General features: G+C 68.2%; 14 protein-coding genes and 1 pseudogene. 8 read left to right on the top strand and 7 right to left on the bottom strand.

Features of this window, described 5'->3' with window-relative positions:
• Window positions 1-29 precede the first annotated feature (29 nt).
• From AB0I98_RS29565 to AB0I98_RS29540, 6 genes and pseudogenes are all read left to right on the top strand, one after another.
• Complete coding sequence (locus AB0I98_RS29565) at window positions 30-959, top strand: alpha/beta hydrolase (protein ID WP_362947315.1); 930 nt, start codon at window positions 30-32, stop codon at window positions 957-959.
• A gap of 197 nt (window positions 960-1,156) precedes the next feature.
• Window positions 1,157-3,439, top strand: a complete 2,283-nt coding sequence (locus AB0I98_RS29560) for an ABC transporter permease (RefSeq protein ID WP_362947313.1) — start codon at window positions 1,157-1,159, stop codon at window positions 3,437-3,439.
• 707 nt (window positions 3,440-4,146) lie between these two features.
• Window positions 4,147-5,193, top strand: coding sequence for an AI-2E family transporter (locus AB0I98_RS29555; RefSeq protein WP_362947452.1), 1,047 nt, complete (start codon window positions 4,147-4,149; stop codon window positions 5,191-5,193).
• Between the two features lie 72 nt (window positions 5,194-5,265).
• Window positions 5,266-5,394, top strand: a pseudogene (locus AB0I98_RS29550) (hydroxylase); the annotation flags it as partial.
• Window positions 5,395-5,764: 370 nt separating this feature from the next.
• Window positions 5,765-8,098 (top strand): Mu transposase C-terminal domain-containing protein, encoded by a 2,334-nt coding sequence (locus AB0I98_RS29545; RefSeq protein WP_362947310.1) that lies wholly within the window; start codon window positions 5,765-5,767, stop codon window positions 8,096-8,098.
• 284 nt (window positions 8,099-8,382) lie between these two features.
• A complete protein-coding gene (locus AB0I98_RS29540) occupies window positions 8,383-8,991 on the top strand; it encodes a hypothetical protein (RefSeq protein WP_362947307.1) in 609 nt (202 codons plus the stop codon).
• A 223-nt stretch (window positions 8,992-9,214) separates the two neighbouring features.
• Here the strand turns inward: AB0I98_RS29540 and AB0I98_RS29535 are convergent, their stop codons facing one another.
• Window positions 9,215-9,616 (bottom strand): helix-turn-helix transcriptional regulator, encoded by a 402-nt coding sequence (locus AB0I98_RS29535; protein WP_362947304.1) that lies wholly within the window; start codon window positions 9,614-9,616, stop codon window positions 9,215-9,217.
• 338 nt (window positions 9,617-9,954) lie between these two features.
• Between AB0I98_RS29535 and AB0I98_RS29530 the strand changes: the two genes are divergently transcribed.
• Entirely contained in the window at window positions 9,955-10,293 is a 339-nt protein-coding gene (locus AB0I98_RS29530) for a hypothetical protein (protein ID WP_362947301.1), read from the top strand.
• Here AB0I98_RS29530 and AB0I98_RS29525 read toward each other — a convergent pair.
• From AB0I98_RS29525 to AB0I98_RS29510, 4 genes are all read right to left on the bottom strand, one after another.
• Window positions 10,226-11,569: a hypothetical protein gene (locus AB0I98_RS29525; protein WP_362947298.1), complete on the bottom strand. Its 1,344-nt coding sequence runs from the start codon at window positions 11,567-11,569 to the stop codon at window positions 10,226-10,228. The two genes, AB0I98_RS29530 and AB0I98_RS29525, sit on opposite strands and share 68 nt — an antisense overlap.
• Window positions 11,569-12,354, bottom strand: a complete 786-nt coding sequence (locus AB0I98_RS29520) for a hypothetical protein (RefSeq protein WP_362947296.1) — start codon at window positions 12,352-12,354, stop codon at window positions 11,569-11,571. Before AB0I98_RS29520 ends, AB0I98_RS29525 begins: the two co-directional genes overlap by 1 nt.
• 110 nt (window positions 12,355-12,464) lie before the next feature.
• Window positions 12,465-13,196 carry a Crp/Fnr family transcriptional regulator gene (locus tag AB0I98_RS29515; protein ID WP_362947293.1) on the bottom strand — a complete coding sequence of 244 codons (732 nt, stop codon included), beginning with the start codon at window positions 13,194-13,196 and terminating at the stop codon, window positions 12,465-12,467.
• Window positions 13,193-13,507 carry a Pycsar system effector family protein gene (locus AB0I98_RS29510; RefSeq protein ID WP_362947290.1) on the bottom strand — a complete coding sequence of 105 codons (315 nt, stop codon included), beginning with the start codon at window positions 13,505-13,507 and terminating at the stop codon, window positions 13,193-13,195. Before AB0I98_RS29510 ends, AB0I98_RS29515 begins: the two co-directional genes overlap by 4 nt.
• Before the next feature lie 174 nt (window positions 13,508-13,681).
• Between AB0I98_RS29510 and AB0I98_RS29505 the strand changes: the two genes are divergently transcribed.
• Complete coding sequence (locus tag AB0I98_RS29505; RefSeq protein ID WP_362947288.1) at window positions 13,682-14,209, top strand: hypothetical protein; 528 nt, start codon at window positions 13,682-13,684, stop codon at window positions 14,207-14,209.
• Here AB0I98_RS29505 and AB0I98_RS29500 read toward each other — a convergent pair.
• Together AB0I98_RS29500 and AB0I98_RS29495 are read right to left on the bottom strand one after the other, a co-directional pair.
• Window positions 14,157-14,951 carry an IS5 family transposase gene (locus tag AB0I98_RS29500; protein WP_184854225.1) on the bottom strand — a complete coding sequence of 265 codons (795 nt, stop codon included), beginning with the start codon at window positions 14,949-14,951 and terminating at the stop codon, window positions 14,157-14,159. The genes AB0I98_RS29505 and AB0I98_RS29500 overlap by 53 nt on opposite strands.
• Before the next feature lie 633 nt (window positions 14,952-15,584).
• Window positions 15,585-16,493, bottom strand: a complete 909-nt coding sequence (locus AB0I98_RS29495) for a LysR family transcriptional regulator (protein WP_362947285.1) — start codon at window positions 16,491-16,493, stop codon at window positions 15,585-15,587.
• Window positions 16,494-16,650: the final 157 nt, after the last annotated feature.

Here is a 16,650-nt window from a genome sequence, read left to right as displayed (position 1 = left end):
GGTGCGGCAGCAGAGAGCCCGAGAAACCGATGAGTGCCTTCCACCCCGATCTCATGCTCGGACGCTTCATCCCCAAGATGTCGTACGGGCCCGTGTCCTCGCGCGTCATGCGGAGCCTGAAGCCGCGCCCGGCCGCTCCTGGGACAGGGCTCACCGTTCAGGAGCTGGTCGTGCCCGGGCCGAAGGGCGCACCGTCCGTCTCGCTCCGCGTCTTCCAGCCGACCGGTTTGAAGGCGACTGCTCCGGCCCTGCTGTGGATACACGGCGGCGGCCTCATCTTCGGAGCCCCGGAACAGGACGACCGGACGAGCATCGCCTTCGCCCGCGAACTCGGCATCACCGTCGCCGCGGTCCGCTATCGACTGTCGTCGGACAGTCCCGCGCCCGCGGCCGTCGAGGACGCCTACGCCGCACTGCGCGGCCTGGTCGCGCGGGCGAGTGAACTCCACATCGACATCGACCGCATCGCGATCGGGGGTGCGAGCGCGGGTGGCGGAATCGCCGCGGCCCTCGCACTGCTCGCCCATGACCGCGCCGAGATCCGACCGGTGTTCCAACTGCTGGTCTACCCGATGCTCGACGACCGCACGACGACGAGAACGGCGGACCTGGACACGCGGAACATGCGTCTCTGGACTCCCAAAAGCAACCAGTACGGCTGGTCGTCCTACCTCGGCTCCGCTGTCGCGGGCCCGGACGTCTCCCCGTACGCGGCCGCAGCCCGCCGTGAGGACCTCACCGGTCTTCCTCCGGCCTGGATCGGCGTCGGCACCCTCGATCTCTTCCACGACGAAGACACCGAGTACGCGCGCCGGCTCAGTGACAGCGGCGTCCCCTGCGAACTCCACATCGTCCCGGGCGCTTTCCACGGGTTCGACACGGTGTTCCACAAGGCCGACGTCTCACAGCAGTTCTGGCGCCGACAGGCGCGGGCGCTGGATGCCGCGCTGTCCGGCTGACACACCACGGCGCGCCACTCGGCGCTGAACGCGGCGCGCCCCTCGGCGCGCACCCGCATCGACATCGAAGTCCTCCAGAGCCTGGCCAGCTGCCCCTGCGCGAGAGCGCTCCCGGTCGGGCTGACAGCCCATGCCCACGCACAGCGCGGAGAAGGCGCCTGCGCCTTGCGCCCCAGCACATTGATCAGGAGCACATCATGGAAACACCGACCCCCGTCCGCGAAGCGAGCGGGCGTGAGCCGGTTTCGTCCGAGGCGGGTACGTCCGACGCGGACCGGAAGATGAAGATCGTCAAGTACGTCTTCCTCTTCGTCATGCCGTTCCTCATGGTCACGATGATGTACGCGACGTATATGGGCACCATGCACTCGCCGAAGACGCGGGACATGCCGGTCGCCGTCGTCGGTTCGGGGGCCCTGGCCCAGTCCGTCGTCGACGAGCTGGAGTCCGCCGAGGACGGCGCCGCCGAGCCCCGGCTGGTCGCCGACCGCTCGGAGGCGCTCGACCTGCTCAAGGACCGTGACGTCGCCGGTGTCCTGCTGATCCCCGCGGACGGCGCCACCGAGGCGACCCTCTACACGGCCCAGGCAGCCGGCGCCTCACAGGCCGGAACGGTCAAGCAGCTCCTCGCCCCGGTGGCAGCCGGCCACGACTGGACCACGAAGAACCAGGACATCGCCCCTCTGCCCGCCGGTGACAGCTCGGGCATCGGGGTGCTGTTCGCCGCGATCGGCATGATGATGGTCGGGTACGCCCCGCTGAGCGGCATGATCGCGGCGGTGCCGCATCTGCTCGCCGTGCGCAGGTTCCTGCCGCTGCTGGCCGGCTGGGCGGTGGCGACCAGCTCGCTGATCTGGCTGATCCTGGGGCCGATCGTGGGCGCCATCGACGGACATTATCCGGCGTTCGTCGGGGTCGCCCTGCTCGCGACAGGCGCCGTGGCCCTCAGCCAGCTGCTGTTCGTGAAACTCATGGGCGGACTGGCGGTGCTGCCCGGCATGCTGCTGTGGATGGTCTTCGGGGTGCCCGCCTCCAACCTCGCCATGCCGATCCACTCGATGCCCGGCTTCTTCGGCTTCCTGCACAACGTGCTGCCGCTGCCGGCCGCGGGCGAGGCGCTGCGCTCCATCGTCTACTTCAACGGCCGTGGCGTCGGCACCCACCTGCTCACCCTCGCCGTCTGGGTCGTCGCCGCCCTCGCGCTCAACCTCCTGGTGGAGCGCCGCAAGGGGCTCGCCATTCCAAACACCGAGGCGACCGACGACCCCCACTTCCCCCGGCCCGCGATGGCCGGTGGCCCGGTGCGCTCCAAGCGGCTCCGGTACTTCGCGGTGGCCGCCTTCCCGCTGACCATCCTCACCGTCGTCGTCGGCCTGATGGGCGCCTCCCTGCACCAGCCGCAGGTCCGCGACATGCCCGTCGTGGTCGTCGGCGCCTCACAGGAACAGGCCACGCAGGCGGCCCGCGGTCTTCAGGACGGCCTGGGCGACCTGCTCTCCCTGACCACCAGCACCTCCCTCGACGCGGCGACGGACCAGATCCGCGAGGGCGAGACCGTCGGCGTGTACGTCCTGCCCACCTCAAGGGGCGGCGAGGCCACGCTGTACACCTCCTCGGCCGCGGGCGCGAGTCAGCACTCCGCGCTGCAGTCGATGTTCCAGCAGATCTCGGCGAGCCAGAAAACGCAGCTGGAACTGACCGACGTCCAGCCGCTGAACGACTCCGACTCAGGCGGCAGCAACAGCATGTACGTGGCCATGTCCTGGATCATGGCCGGATTCCTGGTCATGGCGGTCCTGCGCGGCGGTGCCCCGGAGATCAAGCGCCTGCGGCAGCTTATGCCCATGCTCGCCGGCTATGCGGTCGGCATGGCCGTGTGGCTGTGGTTCCTGTTCGATGTCCTGATCGGCGCGATCAACGGCCACGGCTGGGCAATGATCGGCTTCGGAGCCCTTACGATCTTCAGCATCTCGATGTTCACCGGAGTCTTCACCCGCACCCTCGGCATCGCCGGGGTCATCCCCGTCCTGGTGATCGCCCTGATGGCCGGGATCCCCGCCTCCGGCGGAAGCATCTCCCTCTACATGGTCCCCGAGTTCTTCCGCGACCTGAACGGCGTCCTGCCCCTGCCCGCCGCGGTCGACATCGTCCGCGCCACCGTCTACTTCGACGGCTCCGGCACCGCCGGCCACCTCGGGACCATCGCCACCTGGGGCATCGTGTGCCTGCTGATCCACATCGGCATCGACTGGGTCATCGCCCGCCGCGACCGCACCCGCGGCACCGACGGGTCGGACGGGGCAGACAGGTCGGACGGGGCAGACAGGTCGGACGGGGCAGACGGCGGCCCCGGCATCCGCCCGATCGATCGGCAAGCCGATGAGCCCGTACCGGTCGGCTCGAGCGGACCGGCGCCTGAGGCAGCCCCGGGAGCCATCGCCCTGAGCAGCAGGCGGCGGATCCGGCGCCGACGTTCCTGACCTGTGTGGGTCCCCGCCCGAACGGGCCGGGGACCCACACAATCCACCGATGCGACAGACGGTGCCCCGGACCTGACAGATGGTCAACGCGGTGCGGCCTGGTGACCGAGACGATGGTCCGGGCCGAGTCGTCGTGCGCGCGGCGGCGCCGGATTCCGGCCCCCGAGCAAGGTTGACGGATCTTCGGACTTGACCGGTGCGCGCGCTGGGGGCAGCGCTGATGCGGCCGACGCCCGGGACATGCGTGGGCGGACTCGTACGGTACGCGCTGTGGTCGGCCGGGTCCGGCGACGGCGACCAGGCCCTTCCGCGGTAGAAGTGGCATCCGTCTGCCCATCTCACGGCGACTCCACAGCTCAACTTCGAAGAAACCCCTTCACGCCGCGCCGCGGCCCACCCTCCTCGGGAACGCACAGGGTTGCTGTCGACCCGGCGCGAGCCATACCCCCTCTCAGCCGGTCTGGCCCGAGAGCACGAAGCCACACTCGAACATCCAGGCGCGACCTGCGGCCGCATCTGATCTGACGGACGGGAACAGGATGAGCAGCAGCCGAACGGAAGACCCTCGGAGAGGTCTTCACGGAGGAACGGCCGGGCCGACCGGAAGAGCCCCCGCCCCGCAGGCATCGGGCGAAACGCGATACCGGCACGCCGATGAGAAAGCCGGAACGGATCGACCGCAGCCGGGCTGGGATCGCCACAGCCCGCTGCCGGAACCCGCTCGGCGCCTCGCCGCCGGGAGCGCCCTGGTGCTCCTCCTCAGCGGCGTCGTCTCCCTGATCGTCTGGTTCTGCGTCACGTTCCAGGCCGTCGTCACGCCGGTTCTGCTGGCGCTGCTCGGCGCGGCCCTGCTCGGCCCGCTCTACCGGCGACTGGTCGCGGTGAAAGTCAACAAGTCCCTTGCCGCCGGGCTGACCTGCGCCGCTGTGGTCCTGGTCATGGGCGGGGCCGCCTACATCGTGGTGACCGCCCTCATCGACACCGGAGACCAGATCATCTCCTCGCTCCGGGACGCGGCGCAGTCGCTCAGCGACAGGTTCGAAGCGGCCGGGACCTCCCTGGACGAGATCGCCACCAACGCGAAGGACCTGGCGTCCCAGTTCGGCGGCACCGCGGTCGCCGGCGTGATGAGCGGCGTCAGCCTGCTCACGGAGGTGATCGCGACGGCGGTGCTCGCGATCCTGCTGCTGTTCTTCTTCCTGCGCGACTCCGACAAGGCCGTCGCGTCGCTGCACTCCCTCGCACCCCGCGGCTCCGGGGACACCGCTGTCGCCATGGCCCGCCGCGCCTTTCAGGCGGTCGAGGGCTTCATGCGCGGTACCACGATCATCGCCTTCATCGACGCCGTCTGCATGACGGTCGTTCTGCTGATCCTCCAGGTGCCGAACGCCGTCGGGCTCGGCGCGCTGGTGTTCATCGGCGCTTACATCCCCTATCTCGGTGCACTCCTGTCGGGTGCGGTCGCGGTCCTCGTCGCGTTCGCGGACGGCGGTCTCACGAAGGCGCTGTGGGTCCTCGGCCTGCTTCTCGTCGTCCAGGCAATCGAGGGGAACGTGCTCCAGCCCATGATCCACAGCCGCACGGTGCAGATGCACCCGGCGGTGGTCCTGATGGCACTCACGGCCGGTGCCTCGGTCGCCGGCATCCTCGGCATGCTCCTCGCTGTGCCGCTGACCGCAGCAGCCTTCGGAGTGATTTCAGAGCTCCGGGGGCGACACGCGGAAGCGGCGAGCGGGGCCGCCGGGATCACCTAGAGCCGGGCGGACACTCACTGACCGGTCCGGTGCGAGGCAGACAGGCGCATCATCCCGGGCCGACACCTGCTGCATGTCGAGGGCGTCGCCCGGAGGTACGACGACACCGTGCCCGAAGAGTGGTACGCCGCGCCCGCGTTCTGTTTCACCAACCCGTACGCGATGATCGGCGCCCACGACGACGTGCCCGTGCCGCCGGGGCCGCTGACGGTCACACCATACGAACCCCTCGCACCGACGACACCGAAGTCACTTGGTACGCAAGGTGTCGAGGAGTCGGGGCGATGCCTGGTATCCGTCCTGCTCCTGGCTCTCTCGGCGGTCTTTCGCCATATTGCTTAGTTCTTTTTAGTTTTATGGGCAAGGTGGGCTCATGGTGGTGGGCCCGCTGTCACCGTACGACACCGCGTGAGGAAGGCCGATGGAAGTGTCGTGGCCCCCGCGCCTGGGCCTGGGCGATCAGGTGCGGTTCGAGGGTCGAGCTTGGGTGGTAGCCGGTTTCGAACACGACCTCGTCCAACTAGCAGATCCGCTAGGCAACATGGCCAGTTCCAGGGTTGCGGAGCTGGTCGTGTCCACGGACTTCGAGGTTCTGACACGCGGCCCTCGTACTCCTTCGGTCCGAGTCCCGTCGGCGACCGAGGAGGTTCTCGCCCAAGCCCGTTGGTGGGAACGGCACATCACGGAAGTCATCAGCGGTCTGCCCCCCGGATCCGCTCCTGATGCCGTGCCCCGCGCCGAGTATGATCCCGCCGTCCGCTCGCTGAGCGAAAGGGAAGCAGCCAAGGCCGCCGAACTCACGGCAGCGGGGCTATCCGGTGTATCCGCGCGCACCGTGCGGCGCCGTCGTCAGCGATACCAGGCGGAAGGGATCGACGGACTGGTCGACGGGCGGGCTGTGCGGGAGCCGGCTCCGGGCTCACGCCAGGACCCACGTGTTCTGGAGATGCTGCTGACGCTCATGACGGACGACGCCCGGTGGGGGCATACCGCGTCGGCCGAGGAATACCGGCGGTCCGTCGGTCGCATGCTGGACACGCAATACGGCACTGGCGCGGTGCCGTTGCCCTCACGGTCCACGTTCCAGCGGCTGGTGAAAGCGGTGCGTGACCGGCACGGCGGTGCAGACGGGATCACCGTGATCGACGAGAACGGAATCAGGCTCTCCCGGCCCGGCGAGCGCGTACACGTTGACACGTTCGAACTGGCACTCCCCGCGCACCTTGCCCGCCACTCCCTGCGCTCAGTGCGGATGACGGTCGCGGTCGACGAACTGACGCGGATGATCTGCACGTTGATGGTGCACACGTCCCAAGAGGGAGCGGACGGACCGACTCTGCTGGCCCGTCTGTGCGGTCCACCTGCTCAGCGTAAAGCGCACCGGAGTGGCGATGAGCGCGTGGCCGTGCCGCTGATCCTTCCTGAGTCGCTGGTGTTCGACAGTTTGCGGATGCGCCGGGGACACGAGTTCCTGGACGAGTGCCACGCCATGGGCATCCGGATCGAGAGGCGCCGCCCGGTGGACAAGGCAGCCGGAGAGCGCATCACCCGCAGACTCGTCACCCTCTTCAGCACGGAGCTGACTACTCTGACGGGGGACCCATCCCATGACGACGTCTCCCTCATCGGCTGGTTGCAGGATCGGGCCGAGCAGTGGGTGGAGTCGGTCTGGCAGCACCAGCCCCAGTGGAGGCTGCAGGCGACAGGGGGCCGCCGCCGACACGCAACGCCCTCTTCGGCGTACGAGGCCTGTGTCGCCAGGCTGGGGTGGGTGCATCTGCCACTGGGCAGGCACGCGGTGGGGCGCCTTCTGCCCAGCGTGACCCGTCACGTGACGGAGAGGGGTGTGCTCGTCAAAGGGCGCCACTACTTCCACGCCGAGCTCGCCGCCTTGCGGTCAACTGGCCCCGTCGAAGTCCGATTTGACCCATACAACTTGCATCAGGTGTGGGTGTGTTCGAGTGCGGATGCCTGGTTGCAGGTGCCCCTGGCCATGAACGGCGTGGGGCCACCGCCATCCAGGCGGGCTTGGGGGAGCACCGGCATCACGCACCGTTCTCTGCGGTATGCCCCGGCTCGGGAGTCGTCGCTTGAACTGGACTCGATCCAGGAGCGGCTGTCCTATCACGCTCAACTCCCCATCCTGCGCACACCGCTCCTCCAGGAGGTGCTCCTGCTCGGCGCCCGGCTCGCCATGCTGAACCGGACTCCCGCAGGCGGCAGACAGGGGCTGTTGATCACTGGGCCGCCCCGCAGCGGAAAGACCACTGCCCTGCAGGAAATGGGTCGGCACTTCGCTCAGACGGCCTTCACCGGCCTTCCGTCCGGCCCGGCCGTTTACCTGCGTCTTCACCCAGCCGACAGTGACCGGACGGCACTCCTCCGACTGGGGAAGCTCGTCGGCCTTCCTCCTTGCCCAAGCAGGACGAGCACAGCCGCCGTCTCCGAGGCGGTACAGGAAGCCCTGGTCTCATCGAACGCCGGTCTGGTCCTGGTGGACGACGCCTGCCCAGCAGCCCCAACTTCCCGAAAGTCACACGCGTTTGAGGCGCTGCATTTCCTGGCCGACCAGGTACCTGCCCTCTTCGTCTACGCCGCCTCAGGCACCGCGGAGAACCCGTTCGCGTCAGAGCACGAGGCAGGTCAGGGACGTCTGGCTCATGTGCAGGCAGCCCCCGTACCGTACGGGCCGGATTGGGGACATCTGGTCGAAACCCTCGACAAGACCCTCCGCCTGCGCCATCACCAGCCCGGCTCCCTGCTCCGTCTGGCGCCGGCACTGCACCACAGGACTGGCGGCTGGGCAGGAGCCCTGGCCCACCTCGTGCGCTCCGCCTCCATCGACGCGATCCTCTCCGGGCGTGAGGAGATCACTGAACAGGGCTTCGACTCCATCACTGTGTGAACGGCATGGCATCACAACGCCGCAGGACATGGCAGTCGGCCGGAGAGACCAGGTTTGATGAGCAACCCCGGATTCCAATGACGCTTAAGACTTGCATTCGTGCACCATCGGGGATGTGGCCGTGTCCCTCTGCCCTCTGCGTCCGGTGACAGGCGAGGGGCAGCAGGTCCGCTTAGGCGCAATACCGATCGTCTACCCGCCACCTCCGCCCGGGTCTGACCGTGTCTGTCCTCCTCTGCCATATAGGCAGACGACCTGCCTGACTCACCTCTACTGTGGCTCCCATGAGTCAGCTCGAAGGCCACCTGCCCTCGGCGGACTGGGTGGCTCAGGACCTGGAGCAGATGCTCCGCGAGTGCGACGCGCTCATCGAGTCCCACGAAGAGCAACTGCGCCGGCTGCGCGAGTCGATCGCCGAGCTTGAGGCGGAGCTCGAGCATGCCCGCAGCAATCGGGACGAGGCCAGCCGTGTTCTGGAAACCCTGCGCACGGCCGTGCGGGAGGGCCAGCATCTGCGTGCCACTCGAACCCAGTCGCCCAGTCCGCACCTGCGCGTCGTCCCCGACTCAGGGAATCCGCCCATGCCTCCCGCCGATTCCGAAACCGGTGCGCCCGAGGCCACGCAGCTCCCTCCCGGGAATCCGGTCGTCCTCATCGGGGGAGCGCGATCCGTGATCATCATGAAGGTGATCTCGACCGACGGCCAGCGGGAATGGAGCGCGCGGGCAGTCACCGAGGCCCTCGGCGAACCCGCCGAGGCCGTCCGCCGAAACCGCTGCGTTCTGGACAACCTCTGCAAGCGCGGCGTGCTGGCCAAGAGCGAGAGGCCCAAGCGCGAGGGCAACGGCAAGAGCGTCTTCTACCGGCTCGCGGCCCCCTGGCAGGCCGCTTGACCCCAAGCCGACGCGGTCCGTGTGCCCGAGACCCCAGCCACAACTTCACAGCAAAAGACCGCCGCCGCGTCCGGCCTCTTGGTTGGTAGCCCTCTGGCCTGGACTCGGCGGCGGTCAGCGCCCCATAGGTCGCCGTCCTCGACGCTACCGGCTTCCCGTAGCGCGCGCCGGGCGTTCGGCCAACTCAACCCTGAAGGGTCGAACAGTCATGCCCGAGTGTCCATTACGTTCGAGGGCGGCGTTCGTCGCGTTCCGCCGTGTCCGCATCCCGCTGCCGGGTGATCCCCTCGACCTGCGGCTGCACCCTGCGCCCGCTCTCGTCCCGCGGCCACTCCAGGTGATTGGGCCAGAGCGGTTCCCCGAGAGCACCCTCCAGATTCACCACCGTCAGCAGATCGGGCCACACGGCGCCGGCCAGCACGTTGGCGATCACCTGCCGATTGACGTCACTCGCCTGGGCCAGCGCGTTGGCGCTGATCTTCTGGCGCTCCATGGCCTCCGCGAGTGCACGGGCCACCGCCTGGGCCACCTGCGCCCCGAGATGGTGATCCATCACGGCGTAGGGCCAAAGACCGTCGACGACGTACTCGCACGGCTTTTGGGCACGTCGATTTCCTCCAGGCATGTGAACAGTGTGACGGAGCGGCCGACAGGATGCGCCCCACCCTGGATCTTGCTATTCAAGTGGCAAGAGCTGGTGGGTGTCAACGCCCGCGTTCATGCGCTGGAAATCCCCGGCGCTTTGAGGAGCAGGGCCTACGAGGAAGGAGTCAGGCGGTGACGCACACCCGGCGGAATGCCCCCGCGCCAACCAGAATGCCGCTTCCGACGGACCGGGTCCTCGCTCATGAGCATCTGGCAATCACCCGGGCTTCGTGTGCGGCCAGAGGCCCTTTCACAGCACGCGATCTTGAGAGCGTCACCGAAGTCCCGGCTCGCCGCTGCGGGCTTGTCCTTGCGTTCGTGCGCGCGTACGGGCTTGTCGAGAGCGCGCCGGGGCGGAGCGTCTATCGTCCCACGGAAGCGGGGGAAAGAGCGGCCGAAGCCTGGGAGACAGGCGAGGAGAAGGGCCTCCGGGCGCTGCGCGAGGCGTGGCAGACGTCCTGGTTCGCCCGGGCGACGAGTAGACGCCTGGCTCAGGGCCCCGCGCTGCGGATCGGCCTCGTGAGCAAGCTGATGATGCTCTCCAACTCCGAAGAGGCTCAGCGCCGCAAGGTGGAAATCCTCGTCGACCTCATGGTGGCCGTCGGCATGCTGCGCACCGAGGACGGTGCGCCGCCAGTTTCCACAGTGCGGTGGTGATCAGTCGGGCGTCCTCTTCCGGGACGGTCCGGTCTGCGGCGATGCCGATGGCCCATCTGCGCAGGAGCTCGTGCTGGGTGGGGAACTCGTCCCACAGGTGACGCAGGATGGCGGTGGGCAGGCCTTCTTTCTGCGTGTCGTGGAAGGCCCGGTCTCCGTCGCGAGTGATCTTCGCGGCGTCCAGTCGGCTCGATGTGGTGGCGTCGGTCAGAACGTTGACAGGGTTGCGTTCGAGGCCGAGTCGGGTCAGGAGGTCATCGGCTGCCTTGATGACCGACCTGCGTTGTCCTCCGTGCAGCAGGGCGCCGGCCCAGACTGTGACCCGGGTGGACAGCAGCTGCGCGTCGCCCCCCGTTGCCCGATTCCTGTTGAGGAGTTTCTCGACTTCCGTGTGCCAGTCGCCGAACTCATTGACGATCGCCTGGATCTGCTCCGGGCCGGAGGCCCGGAGCAGACGGTCGGCCAGGCGCCACGCGGCGCGCGCGGACGGGTTGGCCTTCCAGATGTCAGCGAACTCGGTCCTGTCCAACCAGGCCACGCGATCGCCGCGGTAGTTCGCCCGGAATTCCGCTGTGACGAGGGCCCGTGCGTCGGGAGATTCCAGCCGGACGGTGAAGGGCAGCGTGGGCTCGGCCCAGTGGCCGTACCAGTCGGCGGGCGTGGCCAGGATGACGAGGAAGGAGTTGTTCTTGCGCAGCTCCGCCCCGTAGCTGACCAGGTCGGTGCCGAGCCGCTCGCCAGGTTGCTCTGCGAGGTCGGAGAGATCGAGGATGCATCCAATCCCCGCCTCTTTCGGCAGCGGGCGGACCGAGGGCTTGGACCATTCCGGGTCCAGGTCGAAGAGAGCCGGCGGAGGGCTGGTCACGGTACGCAGCAGGCGTATGGCAGCCGTGCGCCGGCCGGTGCCCTGGGCTGCGCAGAGCACGATGACTCCGTATTCGTCCAGCAGCTTGGAAGCGGCCTCCCACTGGTCTGTGTTGCGCGGCGGGACGAACCGGCCGTCCTGGCTCGCCTTGTAGTCGGCGTCGCTCTCGGTGATGGGGACGGGGATCGCCTGATCACCATTCAGGTGCAGGTTGTAGGCCTGGATGCCGTGCTCACCGGAGTGGCTGAAGCTCACGGAGCTGGACTGCGTCTGGCCGTTCGGCTCACCGCCCTCTGGCAGTGGAGGGGAGCCTGCGGGCGCAGCCGACTCGACGGGCTCCCCCGACGGTGGCTCCGCCGACAGCGACGTGATCTCCGTGCCTTCTCGCTGGCCCTGCTCGTTGTCGATCATCACTGCCCCCGCCCGGCGCCGAAGTGGTTGTAGGCCTGGACGCCGTGCTCGCCCGTGTGACTGAAGCTCACCGTGCCCGGGGCCGGGGGTGCCGGCTGCGGTGATGCTCCGGGCGCAGGGGCCGGCTGCTGAGTGGCCGCATCCGTGGTGTCGAGGGGTTCGAAGATGTCCGGGTCCGCGAGCCGCCAGTCGAAGCCGGGGATGTGGACATAGGCCGGCTGCTGGAACTTCTTCACCTTCACCAGGTGCCGCATGAACTGGTCGGGCAGGACATCGCCGTTGACGCAGCCGCTCTCGAAAACGTCCTCGTAGACGCGTTGCGAAATGATCACCGCGGTGTTGGTGATCTCCGGGTTCGCACGGTTCAGCAGGGTGCGCAGTGCGTCGTCGTCCAGGAGTCGGTGGGTGTGCACCATCGGTACGCCCAGCCCGGTGTGCGGCAGCGGGCCGACGTGAATGCTGACCCTGAGCTGCAGGGGCGTACTGGCGGGGCTATCCGCGCGTCGACGCCCCAGAGCCTGCCTCAAGGCACCGGGGAAGCAACCCACCAGCGCGGGCAACACCTCCGGGTCCATGCCGGCGACGTAGCTGTCTCCGGCATGCTGGCCGAACACCCGCAGCTGCCACTGAGCGCTCACGTTGCTGGCACTGAGCGCCTCGGACAGCAACGGCAGGATGTCGGCGTTCACTTGCTGCATGCCCTTGCTGTCCAGCGCACTGAAGTTCCGGGCGTCCACCGCCAGTACGGCCCGGTAGGGCCACAACGGCTCCCACGACGGCAACATGTGCCGCTCCTCTCGTCGGGTGCTGTGCCGCGAAATCGCGGCGAACACGACCCTCGTGGAGCAGCAGGGACGAGATGGTCCAGGACTGGACGGTACGGGCGTGCCCTGAGTCACATGCTGGCGTCGCCCTGGCAGCCGATGCCCCCCGGACGCTCCTTCTCGTCCCGGGCGGCTGCCCTGAGGTGGGCGACATCGTTGATAACCAGGTTCCGGCGGCCGAGTGTGAGGACCCCGGCCGCCTGAAGCTGGCTGAGAGCGTCAAGCGCTGATGAGCGACTCATGGACGCCATGGTGGCCAGCTCCGTGCGGACCATGCCTAACTCGACGACCAGGCCGTCGTCGCCGTACGGGTGGCCGATTTCATCTGCGAGGTGACTGACGATTCGGGCCATGCGCGCCACGCGTGGCAGGTGCGCGAGGTCCGCTCGCAAACGCTCGTGGCTGTTAAGCCGTTCTACGGTCAGCTGGTAGACCACCGTCTCCAGGCGATGACGCTCTATGTAGCCGCGGAAGGCGTGAGCCGGCAGAACGAAGCCTGTACACGGACGGACCGCGGTAACAGTGGCCGAGCGTGGGCGCCCGAGTAAGACGCCCATTTCCCCAAGCACTTCGCCTGGTCCGCGCAGCGTCAGCGTCAGTTCGTCCCCGCACTCATTGATCTGCGTCACCTTCACCAAGCCGTCGACCAGTGCGATGACGGAGTCCGGCGACTCCCCTTCTCGCAGCAGCACGGATCCACGCCGGAACGTTCGCCGACGCGCGCGTTCCACGAGGTCGCGCCATACGTCGGCGGATACCAGGGAGCAGAAGTTCATCAGCGGCCTGCCTTCCTGGTATGTCATCCGACCACGGTCGCGAGAGCGAAGGCGGTGCAGCCCGCAACCGCCAACATGAGCGACCACTGCACACGGCGGTGCTTGATCCAGGCGATCTCGCTCATCACCACCAATTGCCGCGCCAGCGGTGGCAACGGATCTTTGTCCCGGAGGACCTCTTCGAGCGCCGCCGGTTCCAAGTGTCGAACATGCCCGAAGTACAGAAAGTCGTCATCCCGTTCAGGCCCCCGCCGCTCCTTTCGGAGGTTCGGCGAAATGGCCCAGGCGGCGCAGCAGGCGCCGCCCACCATGAGCAAGACGCCGCACCACAGCAACAACCGTGATGCGCCCGAGTCGAGGTCACCCGCGGACCGTTGAGAACTCGCCAGCAGTCCTGAAGCCGTATCTCAACCGAACGTGATCGCTTGATTTCTGCTGGTCAGGCATGGTGCAGCTCCGAATGAGGGAGGGATCCGGCGTCTTGTTTCCCCTCTATGCTCAAGGGGTGCGCGATGGCGTCGGTGCTGGGAATGCTGGAGGAGCGGGAGACAGCGGCCCGTGTGCGGGTGGAAGGGCTTCGGGAGGAAGTCGCGCGGCTGTCCGGGGTACTGGAGGCTGCGGAGATCGAGCTGGACCGGCGGGTGATCGCGCGGGAGGAACTGGTCGAGGCCCTGGCGGCCACGGCTGCCGAGACCACCGCTGTGACCAGGGCGGAGACGGAAGCCGTGTCCTCACCTGCGCCGGTGCCGGGCTCGATCGTGCCGCCTTGGCGCGAAGGACTGCCGGTGACGGTGCTGGCGCCGGACTATCAGCGGATCCTGGGTGTGCTCGAGGAGCGGCAGTCGGCGGGCCAAGGACCGGTGAAGGCCAAGGAGATCGCGGTGGTGCTGGGCCTTCAGCCGACGTCGGCGAAGGTCGAGGGGGTGCGCTCGAAGGCCAGGCGCCTGGCGGAGCGCGGGTGGCTCGTGCTGGAGACGTCGGGGATGTTCAGCGCGGGCCGGCGGCCCGCGGCCGTGCCAGGCGCCGTCCCATCCGCGTGACCATCGACCATCGGATCATCGCCTCGCTGCTGGCCGGCAACGTCTCGTAGTCCCGGGCCAGCCGGCGTGAATGCATCAGCCATGCGAACGTGCGCTCTACTGCCCAGCGCCTCGGCAGCACCACGAACCCCTCCATGTCGTCGGTTCGCTTGACGACCTGAAGGGTCAGCGCGAGTTTCTCCCGTGCCCAGTCGACGATGCCGCCGGTGTAACCGCCGTCGGCCCAGACCAGGCAGATGTCACGGTGCAGGCGCCGCAGCCGCATCAGCAGGCCCATCGCGGCATCCCGGTCCCCGACGTTCGCGGCGGTCACCGCGACGACCAACAGCAGACCGAGACAGTCCGTCACGATGTGCCGCTTGCGGCCACCCACCTTCTTCCCGCCGTCCCAGCCGCGCGAGACGGACGGCACAGAGGCCGCGGCCTTCACCGACTGCGCATCGATGATCCCCGCCGTCGGCTCCACCTCACGGCCCTCCCGCTCACGCACCCGTCCGCGCAGCCGGTCGTGGAACTCCGTGAGCAGCCCGTGCTCGCGCCAGCGGCGGAAGAAGGCGTAGACCCGGCCCCAGTGGGGGAAGTCCGCGGGCATCGCCCGCCAGGAGATCCCGCCCGCGACCAGGTAGCGGATCGCGTCCAGCAGCTGGCGGTGGCAGTAGCCCTCGGGCTGCCCGCCCCGGCCCTTCAGCCAGGCCGGCACCGGCAGCAAAGGCCGGACGGCCGCCCATTCCGCGTCCGTCATGTCGGAGGGATACCGGCGTTCCCGGTCCGGATGGTCGGCCGCGTTGCCGTACACGTGCGCGAGGCAATCACACGATGGAGCAGCCGAGTTGAACTGAACGGGTTCGGACGCGTACAACAACGACACCAGGGCCTCCCGGCGCTGCTCGGTCAGATTCGCATCCCCGAGCTACCGAGAGGCCCTGTCTTCATGCGCGCACAACGGGAAGATCACCCCCGGCGGGAAACCTGTTCGACCCGCACGTTCCATGATCGGTTGAGATGCGGCATCTAGCGGCAGCGCAAGCCGTTGACCTGCGGCAATGTTGTCGCTGACGGGCTTTGGAAGGCCGCAAAGTCACCGGGAACGCCATGCGGGAGTTGGACGAGACGGGGACCGTGACGCGAGACTGGAACAACAGGATCTCCTGGCACTCGAGTGGTCGCAAACCCGAGCTAGGGGCCCCGTACTCACCACCCGGCCGAGATCGCCCGGCCAAGGACCGTGTTCGATCAGAACCAGCTCACGATCGGTAGAGGGTTATTACTCTGCGTTACGAATGGCGCTGTGTTGGCTCGTCCCCCCAGCTGATCGGGAGTGCCGGCGACGCAACCCGATGCCAGCCCGACATGACCTCGGGATACCGGCTTGGGCTCACCAGGTCTTCGCAGCGGCGAGCAGATGCTCACGGACGAGCGTGACGTGAGGATTGATGGAACTGCCTGGGCGTTGGACGAGGTAGGCAGTGTTGATCGGGGGGTCCTCCGGCTGGTGCAGTAGCCGGAGGGCGCCGGAGGCGAGTTCGGTCCGGCAGAGGTAGCTGGGCACGACGCTCCAGCCGGCGCCTGCCGTGAGGGCGGTGAGGACGCTGCGCAGGTCGGGGATGGTGATCGCGGCCTGGACGTGCAGGCGGCGGTCGAAGGCGTGGCGCCAGTAGCGGCGGGCGATGGGCAGGTCCTCGGCGTAGGCGATCATGGGCAGGCTTTCCAGGGCAGTAGGCAGTTCCTGTCCCATGAGCTGTTCGGCCCAGACGGGGGCAGCAACCAGGACGAACTCCTCGTCGGCGAGGAGTTCGGCCTGCAGCGTCCGGCCCCGGGGCCGGCGGGTGGCGACGACGAGGTCGTGGCGTCCGGCCCGCATTTCCTCGAGCAGCGGTTCGGTCAGTCCGATGGCCACCCGCAGCCGGACGCCCTGCGCGACCAGCGGAGCCAGCGTCTGAAGGCCGAGGGTACTCATGAACTCTGCGGGCCCGGCCAGGTGCACCGGTCCCGCGGTGCTGCTCGGCTCCTCGCCGGTGATGTCGGCCAACTGATCCAGGGGGCCTGACAGTCGCGTGGCAAGTTCGTCCGTGTGGGGCAGCGAGGTGACACCGTGCGCCCGGCGTTCGAACAGTTCACGGCCCAGACGGTTCTCCAGCGCCCGGATCTGCGTGGTCACGGTGGACTGCGACAGCCCCAGCCGACGTGCAGCGGCGGTGAAGGACCCCAGGCGGTGCACGGCAAGGAAGGTGCGCAACAGGTTCAGGTCCAGCGGACCGAACCCATGAGTGTCCTGATCGCTCACGGCGTCGAGCCTACGAGGTACGCACGGCAGCCACCTGCCATTCGTCCCCGTGCAGGGCATCGGTTCGTCGATACCTGGTATCGATGCCTTCATTGGCGCGATTTCTTCGGCGGCTTTAGTTTCGAAGGTAGGAGCGCTGACGTTCTGAAGTCGAAAC

It is taken from the genome of Streptomyces sp. NPDC050211 (genome assembly GCF_040656035.1).
Taxonomy (GTDB): domain Bacteria; phylum Actinomycetota; class Actinomycetes; order Streptomycetales; family Streptomycetaceae; genus Streptomyces.
Note: the sequence above shows the minus strand (reverse complement) of the source record. Positions and strands in the feature narration are given on the sequence as shown.